Source organism: Paradesertivirga mongoliensis (assembly GCF_024436395.1).
In the GTDB taxonomy this organism is placed as follows: Bacteria; Bacteroidota; Bacteroidia; order Sphingobacteriales; family Sphingobacteriaceae; genus Paradesertivirga; species Paradesertivirga mongoliensis.
This window is the reverse complement of the sequence record NZ_JAFMZO010000002.1, coordinates 740,747-756,425: the sequence shown is the minus strand read 5'-3', so window position 1 is coordinate 756,425 and position 15,679 is coordinate 740,747. Positions and strand designations below refer to the sequence as shown.

At 44.5% G+C, this 15,679-nt stretch carries 9 protein-coding genes; 6 read left to right on the top strand and 3 right to left on the bottom strand.

Annotation, left to right across the window (positions count from 1 at the left end):
• Nucleotides 1-48: 48 nt before the first annotated feature.
• Together J3P43_RS09430 and fsa are read right to left on the bottom strand one after the other, a co-directional pair.
• On the bottom strand, nucleotides 49-906 hold the full coding sequence (locus J3P43_RS09430; protein WP_439652057.1) for a transketolase: 858 nt from the start codon (nucleotides 904-906) through the stop codon (nucleotides 49-51).
• The gene (gene fsa / locus J3P43_RS09425) at nucleotides 903-1,568 is read right to left on the bottom strand and encodes a fructose-6-phosphate aldolase (RefSeq protein ID WP_255901500.1); all 666 of its coding nucleotides are present in this window, start codon (nucleotides 1,566-1,568) and stop codon (nucleotides 903-905) included. The genes J3P43_RS09430 and fsa overlap by 4 nt, the downstream gene beginning before the upstream one ends.
• 682 nt (nucleotides 1,569-2,250) lie before the next feature.
• Between fsa and J3P43_RS09420 the strand changes: the two genes are divergently transcribed.
• The 3 genes from J3P43_RS09420 to J3P43_RS09410 all read left to right on the top strand — a co-directional run bounded on the left by J3P43_RS09420 (nucleotide 2,251) and on the right by J3P43_RS09410 (nucleotide 7,933).
• On the top strand, nucleotides 2,251-3,366 hold the full coding sequence (locus J3P43_RS09420; RefSeq protein ID WP_255901496.1) for a glycoside hydrolase family 43 protein: 1,116 nt from the start codon (nucleotides 2,251-2,253) through the stop codon (nucleotides 3,364-3,366).
• Nucleotides 3,367-3,394: 28 nt separating this feature from the next.
• Nucleotides 3,395-6,025: a glycoside hydrolase family 3 protein gene (locus J3P43_RS09415; RefSeq protein ID WP_255901493.1), complete on the top strand. Its 2,631-nt coding sequence runs from the start codon at nucleotides 3,395-3,397 to the stop codon at nucleotides 6,023-6,025.
• Between the two features lie 171 nt (nucleotides 6,026-6,196).
• Nucleotides 6,197-7,933 carry a glycoside hydrolase family 43 protein gene (locus J3P43_RS09410; protein ID WP_255901491.1) on the top strand — a complete coding sequence of 579 codons (1,737 nt, stop codon included), beginning with the start codon at nucleotides 6,197-6,199 and terminating at the stop codon, nucleotides 7,931-7,933.
• Nucleotides 7,934-8,082: 149 nt separating this feature from the next.
• On the opposite strand, the gene J3P43_RS09405 is transcribed toward J3P43_RS09410, so the two are convergent.
• Complete coding sequence (locus J3P43_RS09405) at nucleotides 8,083-9,090, bottom strand: non-reducing end alpha-L-arabinofuranosidase family hydrolase (RefSeq protein WP_255901488.1); 1,008 nt, start codon at nucleotides 9,088-9,090, stop codon at nucleotides 8,083-8,085.
• A gap of 442 nt (nucleotides 9,091-9,532) precedes the next feature.
• Here J3P43_RS09405 and J3P43_RS09400 point away from each other — a divergent pair, with 442 nt between their 5' ends.
• The 3 genes from J3P43_RS09400 (at nucleotide 9,533) to J3P43_RS09390 (ending at nucleotide 15,614) form a co-directional block, all read left to right on the top strand.
• Nucleotides 9,533-10,648, top strand: a complete 1,116-nt coding sequence (locus J3P43_RS09400) for an alpha/beta hydrolase-fold protein (protein ID WP_255901485.1) — start codon at nucleotides 9,533-9,535, stop codon at nucleotides 10,646-10,648.
• 261 nt (nucleotides 10,649-10,909) lie between these two features.
• Nucleotides 10,910-13,438, top strand: coding sequence for a glycosyl hydrolase 115 family protein (locus tag J3P43_RS09395; protein ID WP_255901483.1), 2,529 nt, complete (start codon nucleotides 10,910-10,912; stop codon nucleotides 13,436-13,438).
• Between the two features lie 34 nt (nucleotides 13,439-13,472).
• Nucleotides 13,473-15,614, top strand: coding sequence for a glycoside hydrolase family protein (locus J3P43_RS09390; protein ID WP_255901481.1), 2,142 nt, complete (start codon nucleotides 13,473-13,475; stop codon nucleotides 15,612-15,614).
• Nucleotides 15,615-15,679: the final 65 nt, after the last annotated feature.

Genomic DNA, 15,679 nt, shown 5'->3' with positions numbered 1-15,679 from the left:
AGGAAGCCTTGTTTTTTGCATCATCCATTCCCCTTCAGGGGATAGGGGTTAATAATCCTGCATGTCACAAACAAGCTGATCTAAAGCTTGCTGCAATTGCTCATCATTGGGAGCAACACCATGCCATTTGTGAGAGCCCATCATAAAGTCAACACCATGTCCCATATTGGTGGTCATTAAAATCATGATCGGTTTGCCTTTAAAGGCTCTTGATTTGGCTTCTTCCAGTCCGCGGATCACATCAGCCAGGTCGTTACCATTCATTTCCATCACATCCCAGCCAAAAGCTTCCCATTTCGCTTTAAGATTTCCCAGGGAAAGTACTTTTTCGGTAGGGCCGTCAATCTGCTGACCGTTATAGTCGATAGTAGAGATCAGATTATCCACCTTGTTATGCGGGGCGAACATGGCCGCTTCCCATATCTGGCCTTCCTGTAATTCGCCGTCACCATGCAACGTGAACACCAAAGAAGAATCGTTATTGAGTTTTTTAGTCAGAGCAGCGCCAATAGCAACCGATAAACCTTGTCCGAGAGAACCCGAAGCAATACGAATGCCCGGAAGTCCTTCGTGAGTAGTTGGGTGACCCTGTAACCTTGAATCAAGTTTACGGAAGGTGGCCAGTTCGCTTACATCAAAATATCCTGAGCGGGCGAGGACGCTGTAAAAGACGGGGGAAATATGTCCGTTCGATAGAAAGAACAGGTCTTCATTCGTTCCATCCATATTAAAATCAGTTTTGTGATTCATAATATGGAAGTAGAGGGCAACCAAAAAGTCGGTGCATCCTAAAGAGCCGCCCGGGTGGCCGGACTGGCACTGGTGAACCATTCTCACGATATCGCGTCGGACTTGTTTGGCTACGGTAGTTAGTTTATTTAAATCAACGTGTTCAGTATTCATCATGCTATTTTTTCTGAGGCTTTTGCGTGATCTGCCAAAAATTGGGCTAATCCGTTATCAGTTAAAGGGTGTTTGAGTAATGCGACTATCGCAGATAAAGGAGCAGTAATAACATCAGCGCCCAGTTTTGCGCAATTAACTATATGCATAGGATGGCGAACAGACGCTGCAAGGATTTGTGTAGTATACCCGTAATTGTCGTAAATCAGACGGATGTCCTCAATCAGCGTTAATCCATCAGTAGATACATCATCCAATCGCCCGATAAAGGGTGAAACGTAGGTGGCACCTGCTTTGGCGGCTAATAATGCTTGTCCGGCAGAAAATACAAGCGTACAGTTTGTTTTGATCCCTTTCGATGTGAAATACTTTATGGCCTTCACCCCGTCTTTAATCATCGGTACTTTGACAACTATCTGCGGATGCAACTTTACAAGAGTTTCGCCTTCTGCCACCATCTCATCAAAACTGGTAGAAATTACTTCGGCGCTTACGTCTCCCTCTGTGATTTCACAAATAGACTTATAATGTTTCGCCACATTTTCATGACCGCTGATTCCTTCTTTTGCCATCAAACTCGGGTTAGTTGTAACGCCATCCAGAACACCCATGTTATGGGCTTCTCTTATTTGGTCCAGATTTGCGGTATCGATAAAAAATTTCATGATTATAAGGTTTTTATTTTATTGGGTTTAGTACATCATCTATCAATGTAAAACGCCATTGAGCAATGTTCAAATCTCATCGTTACTTTCCGGTTAATGCGGCTGAATTGTTCAGTAATTAGAAACAGATGTTGAAATTAATCTTCAGGCAGCCGAAACCAATCCTTGTGTTTTCGTTTATGCCAGGGCTGAATTTTAAGATAGAAAAGTCTGACTGATGCTCATTCTTCACATTTGTTCTGTGATTTTTGCAATTAGTGGCATTCGGCGCCAATTTGCCATCGTAGATTTGTTTTGTTATACCGCTGGTCTAATGCTAATATATGCGGTTAAAGCAAAAGAAGATTATAGTTGGTTACTTGGTCTTCTAATCTAGTAAATTGGTTTAAAGGGAAATAGGGCCTCTCCCCGGGGCCCTATTCCTTATTTTTAGAAACTTCTATCACGCCTTTACCAGAAAAATGTGTTTTGAACATTTGATACAGAAACTTCAACAATTATATCATTAAACTGAATCTGATCTGTATACTTTTACCTCAAGTGCATTTTGAGTAAAACTCAATTTAAAAACAGTTATCGGTGTATTTGACAGTGGGGGTGGTTCAGTTCAATAGTTTTGAAATTCCTCTAAGCATGCATTCCGGATGTAAACCTGATTTAAGTAATTATAAACTATATATATATGATAATAAGAGCAATTTTTGCAGTTGCGGTAATCGGATTTTCGTCGTGCTCACAGGGACAGGATCGTGGTGCGAATACAAATGTCAAATCAAAAAGTACCCAGAAGCAGAGCCCTGGGTTCGAAAATTCTATTTCCGAGCCGCTTGTAAGTCAGCGATACAGCGCTGATCCCTCGGCTCATGTATTTGATGGTAAAATTTTTGTCTACCCGTCGCATGATTATGATGCAGGCGTACCTGAGAATGATAACGGTGATCATTTTGCTATGAACGATTATTACATCTATTCTATGGATAGTGTCGGCGGTAAGGTGACCGACCATGGGGTTGCACTTAAAGTAAGTGATATTCCCTGGGCTAGCAAGCAGTTATGGGCTCCGGATGCGGCGTTTAAGAATGGAAAGTATTATCTGTACTTCCCTGTCAGGGATAAAGAAGGTGTATTTCGTATAGGTGCAGCGGTAAGCAATAAGCCACAAGGGCCTTTTCAGCCGCAGCCAGAACCTATGAAAAATAGTTTTAGTATAGATCCCGCAGTATTTACCGATAATGATGGCCAGAGTTATATGTATTTCGGAGGTATCTGGGGCGGCCAATTACAAAAGTGGGCCACCGGTGAGTTTAATCCCAAAGGATCAGCTACCGACCTGGAAAAAGACGACCAGCCGGCATTAAGTGCAAAAGTCGCTAAGCTTGGTGGTAATATGCTTGAATTTGCAGAGAAGCCGAAGGATGTTGTGATTCTGGATGAGGCGGGCAATCCGCTAAAAGGTGGTGATCATGACAGGCGTTTTTTCGAAGCCTCGTGGATGCATAAATATAACGGAAAATACTATTTCTCATATTCTACAGGAGATACTCATAATATTTGCTACGCAATTGGCGACAATCCATACGGCCCTTTCACCTATCAGGGAGTAATATTAAAGCCGGTAATTGGCTGGACCTCGCATCACTCCATCCTGGAGTTTAAAAATAAATGGTATCTGTTTTATCATGATACCGAATTGTCAGAGGGTAAAACACATCTTCGCAACGTTAAGGTTACAGAATTAAACTATGCTCCAGATGGTAAAATCATCACCATCGATCCTTATGGAAAAGCCGCCCTCTAACTAATTTTAATTCAGGATACCTGTTAATATGAAACTTACAACCCTACGTTTTTTATTGGGGGTGATGGCTCAATTGGTTTTTTTTCAGTTGACCTTTGCACAAAACACCCCATTCCCGTTTAATAATCACAGCCTTTCGTTCGAAAAACGTGTTGATGACCTTGTCAGCAGACTTACACTAGAAGAGAAGGTCTCACAAATGCTCAATTCTTCACCTGCGATAAGCCGCCTTGGCATACCCGCATACGACTGGTGGAATGAAACATTGCATGGAGTTGCCAGAACTCCTTTTAAAGTAACCGTATTTCCGCAGGCCATTGGGATGGCGGCGACCTTTGATAAAGGATCGCTTTTTCAGATGGCAGGTTATAGTGCACTCGAAGGACGTGCCATTTACAATAAGGCCGTTGAAACGGGAAGGACGAACGAACGTTATCTGGGATTAACGTACTGGACGCCGAACATTAACATCTTTCGCGATCCGCGATGGGGACGGGGACAGGAAACGTACGGAGAGGATCCTTTTCTCACAGCAATCCTTGGCGATGCTTTCGTTCGCGGTTTGCAGGGCAACGATTCTAAATATCTCCTGGCTGCGGCTTGTGCTAAGCATTATGCAGTACACAGTGGCCCCGAGCCTTTACGGCACGTATTTAATGCCGACGTAAGTGCCTACGATCTTTGGGATACTTATCTTCCAGCCTTTCAGAAACTCGTAGTGGATTCTAAAGTCGCGGGCGTAATGTGTGCTTATAACGCCTTTCGGACTCAGCCTTGCTGTGCCAGCGATATCTTAATGACAGATATCCTGCGGAAGCAATGGAAGTTTGACGGTTATGTTACCTCCGACTGCTGGGCTATTGACGATTTCTACAAGAATCATAAGACCCATCCAGATGCAGCTTCTGCTTCCGCCGATGCCGTACATCACGGAACCGACATTGATTGTGGAACAGATGCGTACAAAGCCCTGGTGCAGGCAGTGAAAGACGGTAAAATCACCGAGAAACAAATCGACGTATCGGTGAAGCGTTTATTCATGATTCGCTTCAGGTTAGGCATGTTCGATCCTCCGTCGATGGTGAAATTTGCTCAAACTCCGTTCTCCGTTCTTGAAAGTCCGGCACACCGTGATCACGCCTTAAAAATGGCCCGCCAGTCTATTGTTTTATTGAGAAACGAAGGAAATGTTCTCCCCTTGAAAAAAGCGTTAAAAAAGATTGTAGTATTAGGCCCCAACGCTGATAATTCAATTTCGGTGCTCGGTAATTACAATGGTATACCTTCCAAAATCACCACTATTCTCCAGGGAATAAAAGATAAAGTAGGTGCCAACACCGAAGTGGTTTACGAAAAAGCGATCAACTTCACTAATGATACTTTACTTGTTTATCAAGACCTCGGTAAGCAGTATTCGTTCAATGGCGCCCCGGGCTTTCAGGCAGAATACTACAGAAACAAGGAACTTCAGGGCAAGCCGGAACTCGTTCGTATTGAACCGCAGCTCAATCACCAATGGCAGGAAGGTGAACAAATTGTTGCCGGTTTTCAGGCCAATGATTTTTCGTCAAGATATACCACGAGTTTTAAAGCTCCGTCTACTGGCTCTGTCACTTTTGAACTGGAGGCCGATGAAGGTTACCGTTTCTTTGTTAACGGAAAGTCCGTTCTGGATGCATGGACCCGTAATCGCTGGGGAAGCAGAGTTTATCGTTTGAAAACACAAAAAGATTCTGTTTATCAATTTGTGCTGGAGTATTGGCAAGGGGGAGGAAAAGGGAATGTCAGACTTAGCGCTGGAGACTATCAGCGCACGGACTTTAAAGCACTCGCCGAAAAACACAGAGATGCAGATGCATTCATTTTTGCCGGAGGTATCTCGCCGCAACTGGAAGGTGAAGAGATGCGTGTAAACTATCCCGGATTTGATGGCGGCGACCGGACTTCTATTTTGCTTCCGGCCATCCAAACGGAATTAATGAAAGAGTTGAAAGCTACAGGCAAGCCGGTTGTTTTTGTGATGATGACGGGAAGCGCAATTGCTACTCCCTGGGAAGCAAAGAACGTTCCGGCTATACTGAATGCCTGGTACGGTGGTCAGGCCGCAGGTACGTCGGTTGCTGATGTGATTTTTGGGGACTATAACCCGGCCGGTCGCCTGCCGGTAACATTTTATGGAAGTGATTCTGACCTTGAAGCCTTCAATAATTACGATATGTCGAACCGGACTTATCGATATTTTAAAGGTAAGCCTCTGTATGGATTTGGTTATGGACTCAGCTATACCACCTTCCGCTACGATCAGTTAAGCGCACCTCAAGCCGTTCAAAAAGGAAAAAATGTGGTTGTTTCTGTTAGGGTTACCAATAGCGGAGCTGTTGCTGGCGAAGAGGTTGTTCAATTATATGTGATGAATCAGGATCGCTCTATTAAAAGTGCAAGCAAGGCATTGAAGGGATTTGAAAGATTGAGTCTGAAAGCTGGTGAAAGCAAATTGGTTAAATTCACCCTTACGGGCGATGACTTATCGTACGTAAATGAAGAAGGCGCCAAAGAGCTATACAAGAATAAGCTAGCTATTAGTGTTGGAGGATGCCAGCCCGATGAAGCAAATCCAAAAACAGGAAATGTATTAGTTCATAATTTCTCTATAAAGTAACATTGCCTGGGTACGAACAGATGTTTTTATCAGTGTAAACTGTTTAAAAACATCTACCCGGTGCACAATCAAATCAACAGAATACGCTCCGAAAGAGAACGGGAAGGATACTCTTCCCATACCGATAAATAATCCTAACCCCTAAGTAAATTAAATAAGCTTGATCTTTAAATGAACAAACAGAAGTTTCTCTCCTTATTCAAAGTTGTAACCGCCTCAGTAATTTCGTTACTGCTTTTCACAGATGCATCTTCACAGAAAGGGCCGGCAGACAAAAAAAATAGTCCGTTATTTAGTCAGTTTACCTACCGCGGCGACGATCAAATCTACAAAGATAATCCCCTGGAGGCTGGTGAATTCTATACCCCGATCTTGCAGGGTTGTTATCCTGACCCGGCCATCACCCGCAAAGGCGACGACTACTACCTGGTGAACTCTTCGTTTGCTATGTTCCCTGGAGTGCCTATATTCCATTCTAAAGATTTGGTAAATTGGAAGCAGATTGGTCACGTGCTCGACAGACCCTCACAACTTAAAGTGGAGAAATCTGGTGTGTCTGCCGGGATCTATGCTCCAGACATTAAATACAATAAAAATAATGACACGTTTTACATGATAACCACTCAGATTTCTGGCGGGATGGGAAACATGGTAGTTAAAACCAAAGACCCGATGACAGGATGGAGTGATCCTGTCAAGTTGCAGTTCGATGGTATCGATCCCTCACTTTTCTTTGATGATAACGGAAAAGCCTATGTGGTTCATAATGATGCTCCTGATAAAGGGAAGGAGTTATACAACGGACATCGGGTCATCAAAATCTGGGAATACGATGTTCAAAACGACAAGGTGATTGCAGGTACGGATAAGATTATCGTTGATGGCGGCGTTGACATCCGGCAAAAGCCGATTTGGATTGAAGGTCCCCATATCTACAAACGAAATAATCGTTACTACCTAATGTGCGCAGAAGGCGGTACCGGCGACTGGCACAGTGAAGTGATTTTCGTGAGTGATAATGTGATGGGCCCTTATAAACCAGCAAAAAATAATCCTATTCTTACTCAGCGTCATTTTCCAAAGATGCGAGCTAATAAAATGGATTGGACAGGCCATGCAGATTTGATTGAGGGTCCCGGCGGTCAGTATTATGCAGTGTTTCTGGGCATTCGTCCAAATGAAAAAGATCGTGTGAATGCAGGTCGGGAGACTTTTATGCTGCCAGTAGACTGGAGCGGTGAATTCCCCGTTTTTGAAAATGGCCTGGTTCCGTTGAAACCAAAGATCCGGATGCCTGAAGGCGTTAAAAACCAGACAGGCCAGAACGGCTTCTTACCGAACGGAAATTTTACTTTTAAAGACGATTTCCTGGCAAAAAAATTGGACTACAAATGGATTGGGATGCGTGGACCGCGAGAGGCATTTATTACACAGACAAAGAAAGGCTTGTTGGTTAACCCATTTTCAACTAATATTAAAGCCGTAGCCCCCGTTTCGAGCTTGTTTCACAGGCAGCAGCATAATACTTTTGATGCTACGGTTAGTATTAACTACGTCCCGAAATCAGAAACAGATCTAGCCGGTTTGGTGCATTATCAGAGTGAGAGGTTCAATTATGTTTTTGGGATTACAAAAAAAGGAAGTGATAATTATCTGGTTTTAGCGAGAACAGAGGCCGGAAAAACAACATTATTGGCCAGCGAAAAGCTGGATGTGCGAAAAGCTGTTCAACTTCAGATAGAAGCTAAGGGTGATGACTATAGATTTAATTATTCCTCCGACGGCAAGAATTTCAAAAACTTAGGTGGAACGGTTTCGGGCGATATTCTTTCAACGAATGTTGCCGGTGGCTTTACCGGAAGTCTGATAGGTTTGTATGCCACAACTGCGAATGATATACGTCCTTAGGCGTGTAGGATTTTTTAATATTGGATGGATTCAAGCCATCCCTTAACCAAATCTCGGTTTCTAAATAAGATTGCCGTTGTTGAGTGCCTGTTATACAGCTTCAGCAACGGCAACTATGCCGGACTTTATTTGACCGTCTTGATTTTCGGCTAATAGTTTCTCATCAGTCCCAGGTCATACGGTATATTGCCATAATCGCCATAGTTTCCGTTTACTACGCCCTGTATTAACATTTCACAGCGATTAATATCATTAACTTCCAGTCGTTCGTTTATCCCCGATCTTAATAGCTCAACATGCGAGACCTGGTCGGTCCACCGCTCTGAAAGGAAACTAAGATTTTCGATGGAGGCCCACTTTTCGGAAAGTTTTGTCCATGTTCCACCAAGCGTGGTTGCCACCCAAAGCTCCTGATGCCGGGCAATATCCTCCACCACCATGTAAAATTTTCCATCGGCTTTGTTTTTGTAAACATGGGGAGCCTCGAACGTACTTGTGGCTACTACTGTTGGCGCTTCCCAGTTATAGGGAAAGTTTGCGATAGTGGTTCTTCGGCGTTTTATGGTGCGTGTTCCGTCCTGTGCCGAATAAAAGCAATAAACGTAGTTTCCATCAGAGAGACACCAGAAATCTATTCCGTCGGAAAATCCCATACCCTTGCCGGGAGTCCACGAATCGGGGTCCGCCACATCCGAAGAGGTTGAGAAAGTAGCACCCTGCCCGCTTTGATAAATAAGGTACCATGTACCCCTGGCGCTGAATTGAAATACTTGAGGCGCACAAAAATACGAACCGCCGACAAGTGCAGTCATAAAAGTACGAGGAGCAGTATCAAGCTCTGAAATTTGAGATGCCGAAGCGTAGGCCATGCGCCAGGTTCCGCCCGGGCCTTTTTCGCGTGCAGTGTAAAACAAATGATGTTTGCCGCCAGAATATACTATGGTAGGGTCTTTTACGGCCAGATCGTCGAACGAACCCGGAGGGCCGTCGAGAAAGCATGGAGAGTCAGCTTTCCATAAAGGACTGGTATTAATAACCACTTCAGCTTCCGGAGGAGAGGGAGTGTTCGTTTTCTTTGGCTTTTTGCAGGCTGAAAACTGTATTAGCAGACCGACAAAGCAGATAATAAGGGATGAGGTTACAAGATTGGTTTTCATGTTTAATTGATATAGTGATGAGCACGGCATCGTGTTTATGCTTTGGGGCGGTTCAGGGAAGTTGACCGCGTTATTCGAATCAGAATTCACATATCAAAACAAGTATTATTTTGTGTTAAAACATGGTTCATTTGTATTAAAGGCAGGGAGAAATGTGAGGTCTGGAAGTTGGTGATTAGTAGTGTTTTTTTAACCTGTGTTGTCGGTAGGTAATTTATCCTGTCAATTAAGTGAAAGGAACAGTCTGGATGTTTCCTGGATTTCTGTCTGCTAAACGGCATTTTCTTTTTGACACGAACTAGGGCCATCTCTGCACATTCCGGCTATTATACTGCACAAATCAGCCAATTAAAAACCGACACCTGGTTTATTTTAGCTTATCTGATTTGAATGTCGCAGGCCTGCTTGCTGCAAAATCACAGATAAATAACTAATCGATAATATGAACTTAAAAACTATCACCATTGCTCTGGCAGCCGCATTATTATGCGGATTCTCTTATGGCCAATCCGACACACAAGGTGTTAAAGAGGACTTCAAACCCTCGCCGCTCAACCAACCCGGTCAGGAATACCCGCAGGTAAATTCGCAAGGATATGCCAGGTTCCGGATTAAAGCGCCGCAAGCCGACAGTATCAGGGTAAGTCTTGGCCTTGGCGGCCAGGGAGGGACCCGGCTGAGCAAAGGCGCCGACGGATTCTTTACAGGTACCACCTCCGGGCCCATGGACGAAGGCTTTCACTATTATCATCTGACTATTGATGGAGGAGTATTCAATGATCCCGGAGCTTTAAATTTTTACGGCTCAACCCGCTGGGAAAGCGGAATTGAAATACCTGCAAAAGACCAGGATTTCTACGCACTTAAAGAAGTGCCCCATGGCAATGTTCAGCAGATTCTATTTCCCTCAAAAAGTACCAATACCTCGCGAAGAGCTTTTGTTTACACACCTCCCGGATACAGAAAAAGCTCAAAACGATACCCTGTTCTGTATCTGCAGCATGGCTGGGGCGAAGATGAAACAGCATGGAGCAACCAGGGTAGGGCAAACCTTATTATTGACAACCTCATCGCAGAAAATAAAATAAAGCCCTTTATTATCGTGATGACTTATGGTATGACCAACGAAACACGCTGGGGACGTATGCGTGATTTCAAGATCGATGGATTTCAAACCGTTCTGACCGAGGAGCTTATCCCTTATGTAGACGCCAATTTTCAAACCGTTGCTAACCGGAATAATCGTGCCATGGCAGGCCTCTCAATGGGCGGTATGGAAACACATACAATCACACTTAATAAGCCTGATCTTTTTGGTTATTACGCTTTGTTAAGCGGAGGGACATTTAATCCCGGCGAACTAAAAGACAAAACCAAACCTCGTTTAATTTTTCTTAGCTGTGGTAGTAAAGAACGCCCGGAGGGGGTAAGGAATGCTGTAAACTCGCTGAAGGAAGCGGGCTATAACGCGGTTTCTTATGTTTCGGAAGGTACGGCGCACGAATTTTTAACGTGGCGAAGAAGTCTGCGCGAACTTGCGCCATTACTGTTTAATTAAAATTATCTGCAGACGCAGATATCTGAACTGCGCAGAGGGTCATGCTTTCCTCTGGCAGTTTCCTCATTTGTTTTTTTGTTAAGAAAGAAATTCAATTATCACTTTCGACGCAATTGTAGTGTGTCACAAAGTCGTTATTTGAACATTTGTTCCAGTAATCAGTTCATAAATACACCTGAATAGCTGCCGAGAAAGCCACTTTTGTTTCTAACTAAGATATTATTTTCCATAGCTGCGGACTAATCCGATTCTCCTGATCAAATGCAACATAAGAAAGTTTTCTCAAGATTATTTACAGCGCTTGTGTGCTGTCTCCTGTCATTACCATTAGTAGCCGCACAACCCTTTATTACCACACAACAAAGCAGCAATGCCTTACTGTTGAAGCGGCCTGGCACGAACCTTACCTTGTATTACAATGAAGGAGTGGATGCCGGTGTTATGCGCGCCATCCGAAATCTGCAATCAGATTTTCAAAAAGTTACTGGTACAGCCGCTTTACTTAGCAGCAAATTTCAGGGCAATAGTACACCGCTAATTATCATCGGCACGGCAGGAACGAAATCAATTATCGACGATCTGATAAGGCAGAAGAAAGTCGATGGTAAAGTATTAAAGAATAAAAGAGAGACCTATATCCTGCAAACTGTAAAAAATCCATTCCCTGGCGTAGCAGAGGCTGTAGTAATTGCCGGGAGCGATAAGCGCGGAACAATCTATGGTATTTACGAGTTGTCGAAACAGATAGGTGTTTCGCCATGGTATTACTGGGCGGACGTGCCAGTAGAGCGGAAAGAGAATTTATATTTCACCAGAGGGTTGTATACAGACGGCCAGCCGGTTGTTGAATATCGGGGTATTTTTTTGAACGATGAAGCTCCGGCCTTAAGCGGCTGGTCAAGTAAGACTTTCGGAGGCTTTAACAGCAAATTTTACGAAAAGGTATTTGAACTCCTGCTGCGGTTGAAAGCCAATTATATGTGGCCTGCGATGTGGGGAAGCGCTTTTTACGACGATGATCCATTAAGTGGCCCACTGGCCAACGAGATGGGTATTGTAATGGGAACCTCGCACCACGAGCCTATGGCAATGGCTCAAGCAGACTGGCACCGGTATATTAAGAAGAACAATCTGCCGAACGTCTGGGATTATTCAAAAAATGCTACGGTGCTTCAACAGTTCTGGCAAGCCGGTATTGAGCGAAGCAAAAACTGGGAAAAGGTTGTTACCCTGGCAATGCGCGGCGATGGCGATGAAGCCATGGGAGAGGGAACGAATATCGAACTGCTCGAAAAAATAGTGAAAGACCAGCGCGGTATTATTGAAAAAGTAACCGGCAAACCAGCCAATCAAACTCCGCAGGTATGGGCTCTGTACAAGGAAGTTCAGGATTATTACGACAAGGGAATGCGAGTGCCCGATGATGTTATTTTGCTTTTTTGCGATGATAACTGGGGAAATGTGCGGAAGCTTCCCGACCCCTCTAAGCCCCGTCACAAGGGCGGCTACGGCATGTATTATCACTTCGATTACGTAGGAGCGCCACGTAACTCAAAATGGATAAACATAAACCCTATACAACGCGTGTGGGAACAGATGAATCTTACGTATGAGCACGGAGCAAATCGCTTGTGGGTGGTAAACGTTGGCGACCTGAAACCTATGGAATATCCAATCAACTTCTTTTTGGATATGGCATGGAATCCTGCGCAATTTAATTCAAAGAATCTGTTCGAGCACACCCAAAAATGGTCTGAGCAGCAGTTCGGTGATGAGCATGCAGATGAGATTGCCCGCATGATCAACCTCTACGCAAAATACAACCGCCGGGTAACTCCCGAAATGCTCGATAGCAGAACGTACAGTCTGGAAAATTACAACGAGTTTGAGAGGGTTGTGAACGAATACAGGGCTTTAGCACTTGATGCTCTGCGTTTGAATAATCGCATTTCTCAGAAACATCGGGATGCCTATTATCAGCTGGTATTGTACCCTATTAATGCAGCCGCCAATTTATACGAAATGTACTTCGCTCATGCGAAGAACAAACAACTTGCCGAAAAAAAGGATCCGTTGGCTAACTATTTCGCCGATAAGGTAAAGGAATCTTTTGAGCTTGATTCTGTGCTGCAGGACGAGTATAATAATAAAATTGCCGGTGGAAAATGGGCTCACATGATGGACCAGGTGCGTATTGGCTACACAAGCTGGAACAACCCCAGACGCAATATCATGCCCAAAGTGAGCTATGTTACCGAAGGGGAAGGAACGGCAAAAGTATTTATAGAAGATAACGGCTACGTGGCTATTGAAGCTGAAAATTTTGCCAGAGTACACAACGCCGGTAAAATACGCTGGGAGGTTATTCCCGATTTCGGAAAAACTAAATCCGGTGTTACCACTTTTCCGCAAAACGCCTATCCGGAGAAAAATGAAGAAGTTTACCTGGAGTATGATGTGGAGCTTAAATCTGCGGGAACCTTTGATGTTCAGCTTCATCTGGCACCGACGCTAAATTACAATGATAATAAAGGCTTACGTTATGAAGTATCTTTTGATGGGAAAAATCCTCAAACGGTTAACTTCAACGGGCACTATCGCGGTGAATTAGGCAGGTGGCAGGCCGAACATATCATCAGGTCTTCCACCAAACATACAATAGATCAGCCAGGCAAACATACCCTGCGTTTCCGGGTGCTGGAGCCGGGTATTGTGCTTCAAAGAATACTGATAAACACTGGTGGCCTGAAACCCACTTATCTGGGTGCACCACAAAGTGCAAAGCAATGATACACCGGCATGCATCCATTTGCTTCGATATATAATGAATAAACCTTTAAGGAAGAAAGATAGAATGTTTAATAAAAAATCCAATAATGGGCTGAAAAGCCAAAGCCTGATAGCAATATGTGTAGCTGCGTTCCTATTGTCAGTAACGGGGACAAATGCTCAAAATAATTCAATTCCTAAACCCTCAGATCGGTTCGTGCATAAGGCGGCTGGAAACCCTTACCTGCCCTTATGGGAACATTTACCCGACGGCGAGCCCCGGGTGTTTGAAGATCCCGACAGGCCCGGAAAATATCGCGCTTATATTATAGGGTCGCACGATTTGAGGTTTACAAGCTATTGCGGTCCTGACATACGGATGTGGTCGGCACCGGTGGAGGACCTGTCGAGCTGGCGGGATGAAGGCGCCGTGTTTACGTACCAGGTGGAAGGCCAATGGGATGTGATGTACGCACCAGATCTTGTAGAGGTGAAGAGAAAAGATGGTAAAAAGGAATATTATCTATATCCTCACAGCCGAGGCCGCAACAGAGAGGCTATGGTAGCTAAAGGAAGCCGCCCGGATGGCCCTTTTACGCCAGTCAATCTTACGGCCGACGGAACGCGCACTGTGCCGGGAAGTATCCTCGGATTTGATCCGGCTGTATATATTGAATACATTACCGACCCGAAAGATCCTGATTATGAGATCGGTTTTCGGGCCTACGGTTTCTGGGGATTTCAGCGATCAACAGCTGCAGAGCTGGATCAGAATACCATGTACTCACTGCGGCCTGGAACGAAGATTATCGAACGCCTTATACCCGCAAGTTCGAGATACGGAGTTCTGAGAGACCCCAAAGGTACAGAGTTCCCCAAAATCTATCCAGATCAGGATTTGGGCACATTTAACTTTTTCGAGGCTTCATCTATTCGGAAGGTCGGAAATAAATATGTGTCAATTTACAGCGGTTATTCGGGGCCGGAATACGGGGTTAGCAGCTCTAACTCTACTTTGCGTTACGCCATCGGCGACTCGCCGCTAGGGCCCTGGAAAAGCGGCGGTGTGTTGGTTGATTCCCGGGCGCCGGTATTAAATCAGGACGGAACCGCAATACAGACCACTAACGCAGGACATAATACCCACGGAAGTATCGAGTTGATTAACGGGCAATGGTATGTGTTCTATCACAGACCGCCCAGAGGATTCGGATTCGCACGCCAGGCGATGGTAGCTCCGGTTACAATTGCATGGGATGAAAAGCCGGTATCAGCGGGCGGAACAGTTTCAATCCGGGCCTATGACCCTTATGGCAAGGATGAAATGTGGACCGTCAAAGACAGCCAGGGAAAAGAATATAAGGGTGCTGAAGTTACTTCGGAAGGTTTTCATTTTTACGGACTCGATCCTTATCAATATTATTCAGCCGGATATGCAAGTTACCTTTCCGACAACAGTATCCAGCAGGATTCATGGGATATATGGGACAACCATATGCCCATAACAAATGTAAAGAACAAACATATTGTGGGATACAAGTACTTTGGTTTCGGGGGACTTAAAAAGGATAAAAATGGATTGAAAGCCTTCGAAGGAACCAAAAAGAGAAATAATACCGCATTCAATCTTTTCCTTACTCCAAAAACAGCGCAGTCATTTAAGGTGAACGTTTGGCTGGATGGTCCCTGGGACAATGCCACCTGGAAAGGCAAAAAAATTGGCGAGATCATCGTGCCGGCAAATGCAAAGCAGGAAGCGACAAAGTTCACAGTAGACGTAGCCAAATTTGTGGACAAGCTGGATAAGAAGCACGCCATCTATTTAGTGGCTGAAGGAGAAGGATCAGCTCCGCTTTTCGACTTAATGGGCCTTGGATTCAGTTCGAAGAAAAAAGAACTCATTCGCCCGGTTGTGCCCACTATACAGATTGAAGTTAATGGAAAAGTAATAAACTTGCCGAAAACTCCGGTTAGATCCACCAATGAAAACGGAATACTGGGTTACAATAATTATGAAGCAACCTATACCATTCCTTCAGGCACCACTGCAATTCCTGTAGTATCTGCTTCGGCAAGCAACCCTGCTGTAAAAGTTAAGATAACTCAGGCGACATCAGCTTCAGGAGCTGCGATAGTTGAGTGCGACTTTAACAGTGTAGTGAAAACGTACAAAGTTATGTTTACCTCGGTTAAGTGAGGACGTTAACCTTCTCCTCCAACTTAGTTGCTAATTGAAAAAGCATAGAGGTTGCCCCCGCGAGA

Excerpts from the sequence above, each read along its gene's own strand:
- J3P43_RS09430 (WP_439652057.1), bottom strand. The coding sequence starts at position 906 with ATGATGAATACTGAACACGTTGATTTAAATAAACTAACTACCGTAGCC.
- fsa (WP_255901500.1), bottom strand. The coding sequence starts at position 1,568 with ATGAAATTTTTTATCGATACCGCAAATCTGGACCAAATAAGAGAAGCC.
- J3P43_RS09420 (WP_255901496.1), top strand. The coding sequence starts at position 2,251 with ATGATAATAAGAGCAATTTTTGCAGTTGCGGTAATCGGATTTTCGTCG.
- J3P43_RS09415 (WP_255901493.1), top strand. The coding sequence starts at position 3,395 with ATGAAACTTACAACCCTACGTTTTTTATTGGGGGTGATGGCTCAATTG.
- J3P43_RS09410 (WP_255901491.1), top strand. The coding sequence starts at position 6,197 with ATGAACAAACAGAAGTTTCTCTCCTTATTCAAAGTTGTAACCGCCTCA.
- J3P43_RS09405 (WP_255901488.1), bottom strand. The coding sequence starts at position 9,090 with ATGAAAACCAATCTTGTAACCTCATCCCTTATTATCTGCTTTGTCGGT.
- J3P43_RS09400 (WP_255901485.1), top strand. The coding sequence starts at position 9,533 with ATGAACTTAAAAACTATCACCATTGCTCTGGCAGCCGCATTATTATGC.
- J3P43_RS09395 (WP_255901483.1), top strand. The coding sequence starts at position 10,910 with ATGCAACATAAGAAAGTTTTCTCAAGATTATTTACAGCGCTTGTGTGC.
- J3P43_RS09390 (WP_255901481.1), top strand. The coding sequence starts at position 13,473 with ATGAATAAACCTTTAAGGAAGAAAGATAGAATGTTTAATAAAAAATCC.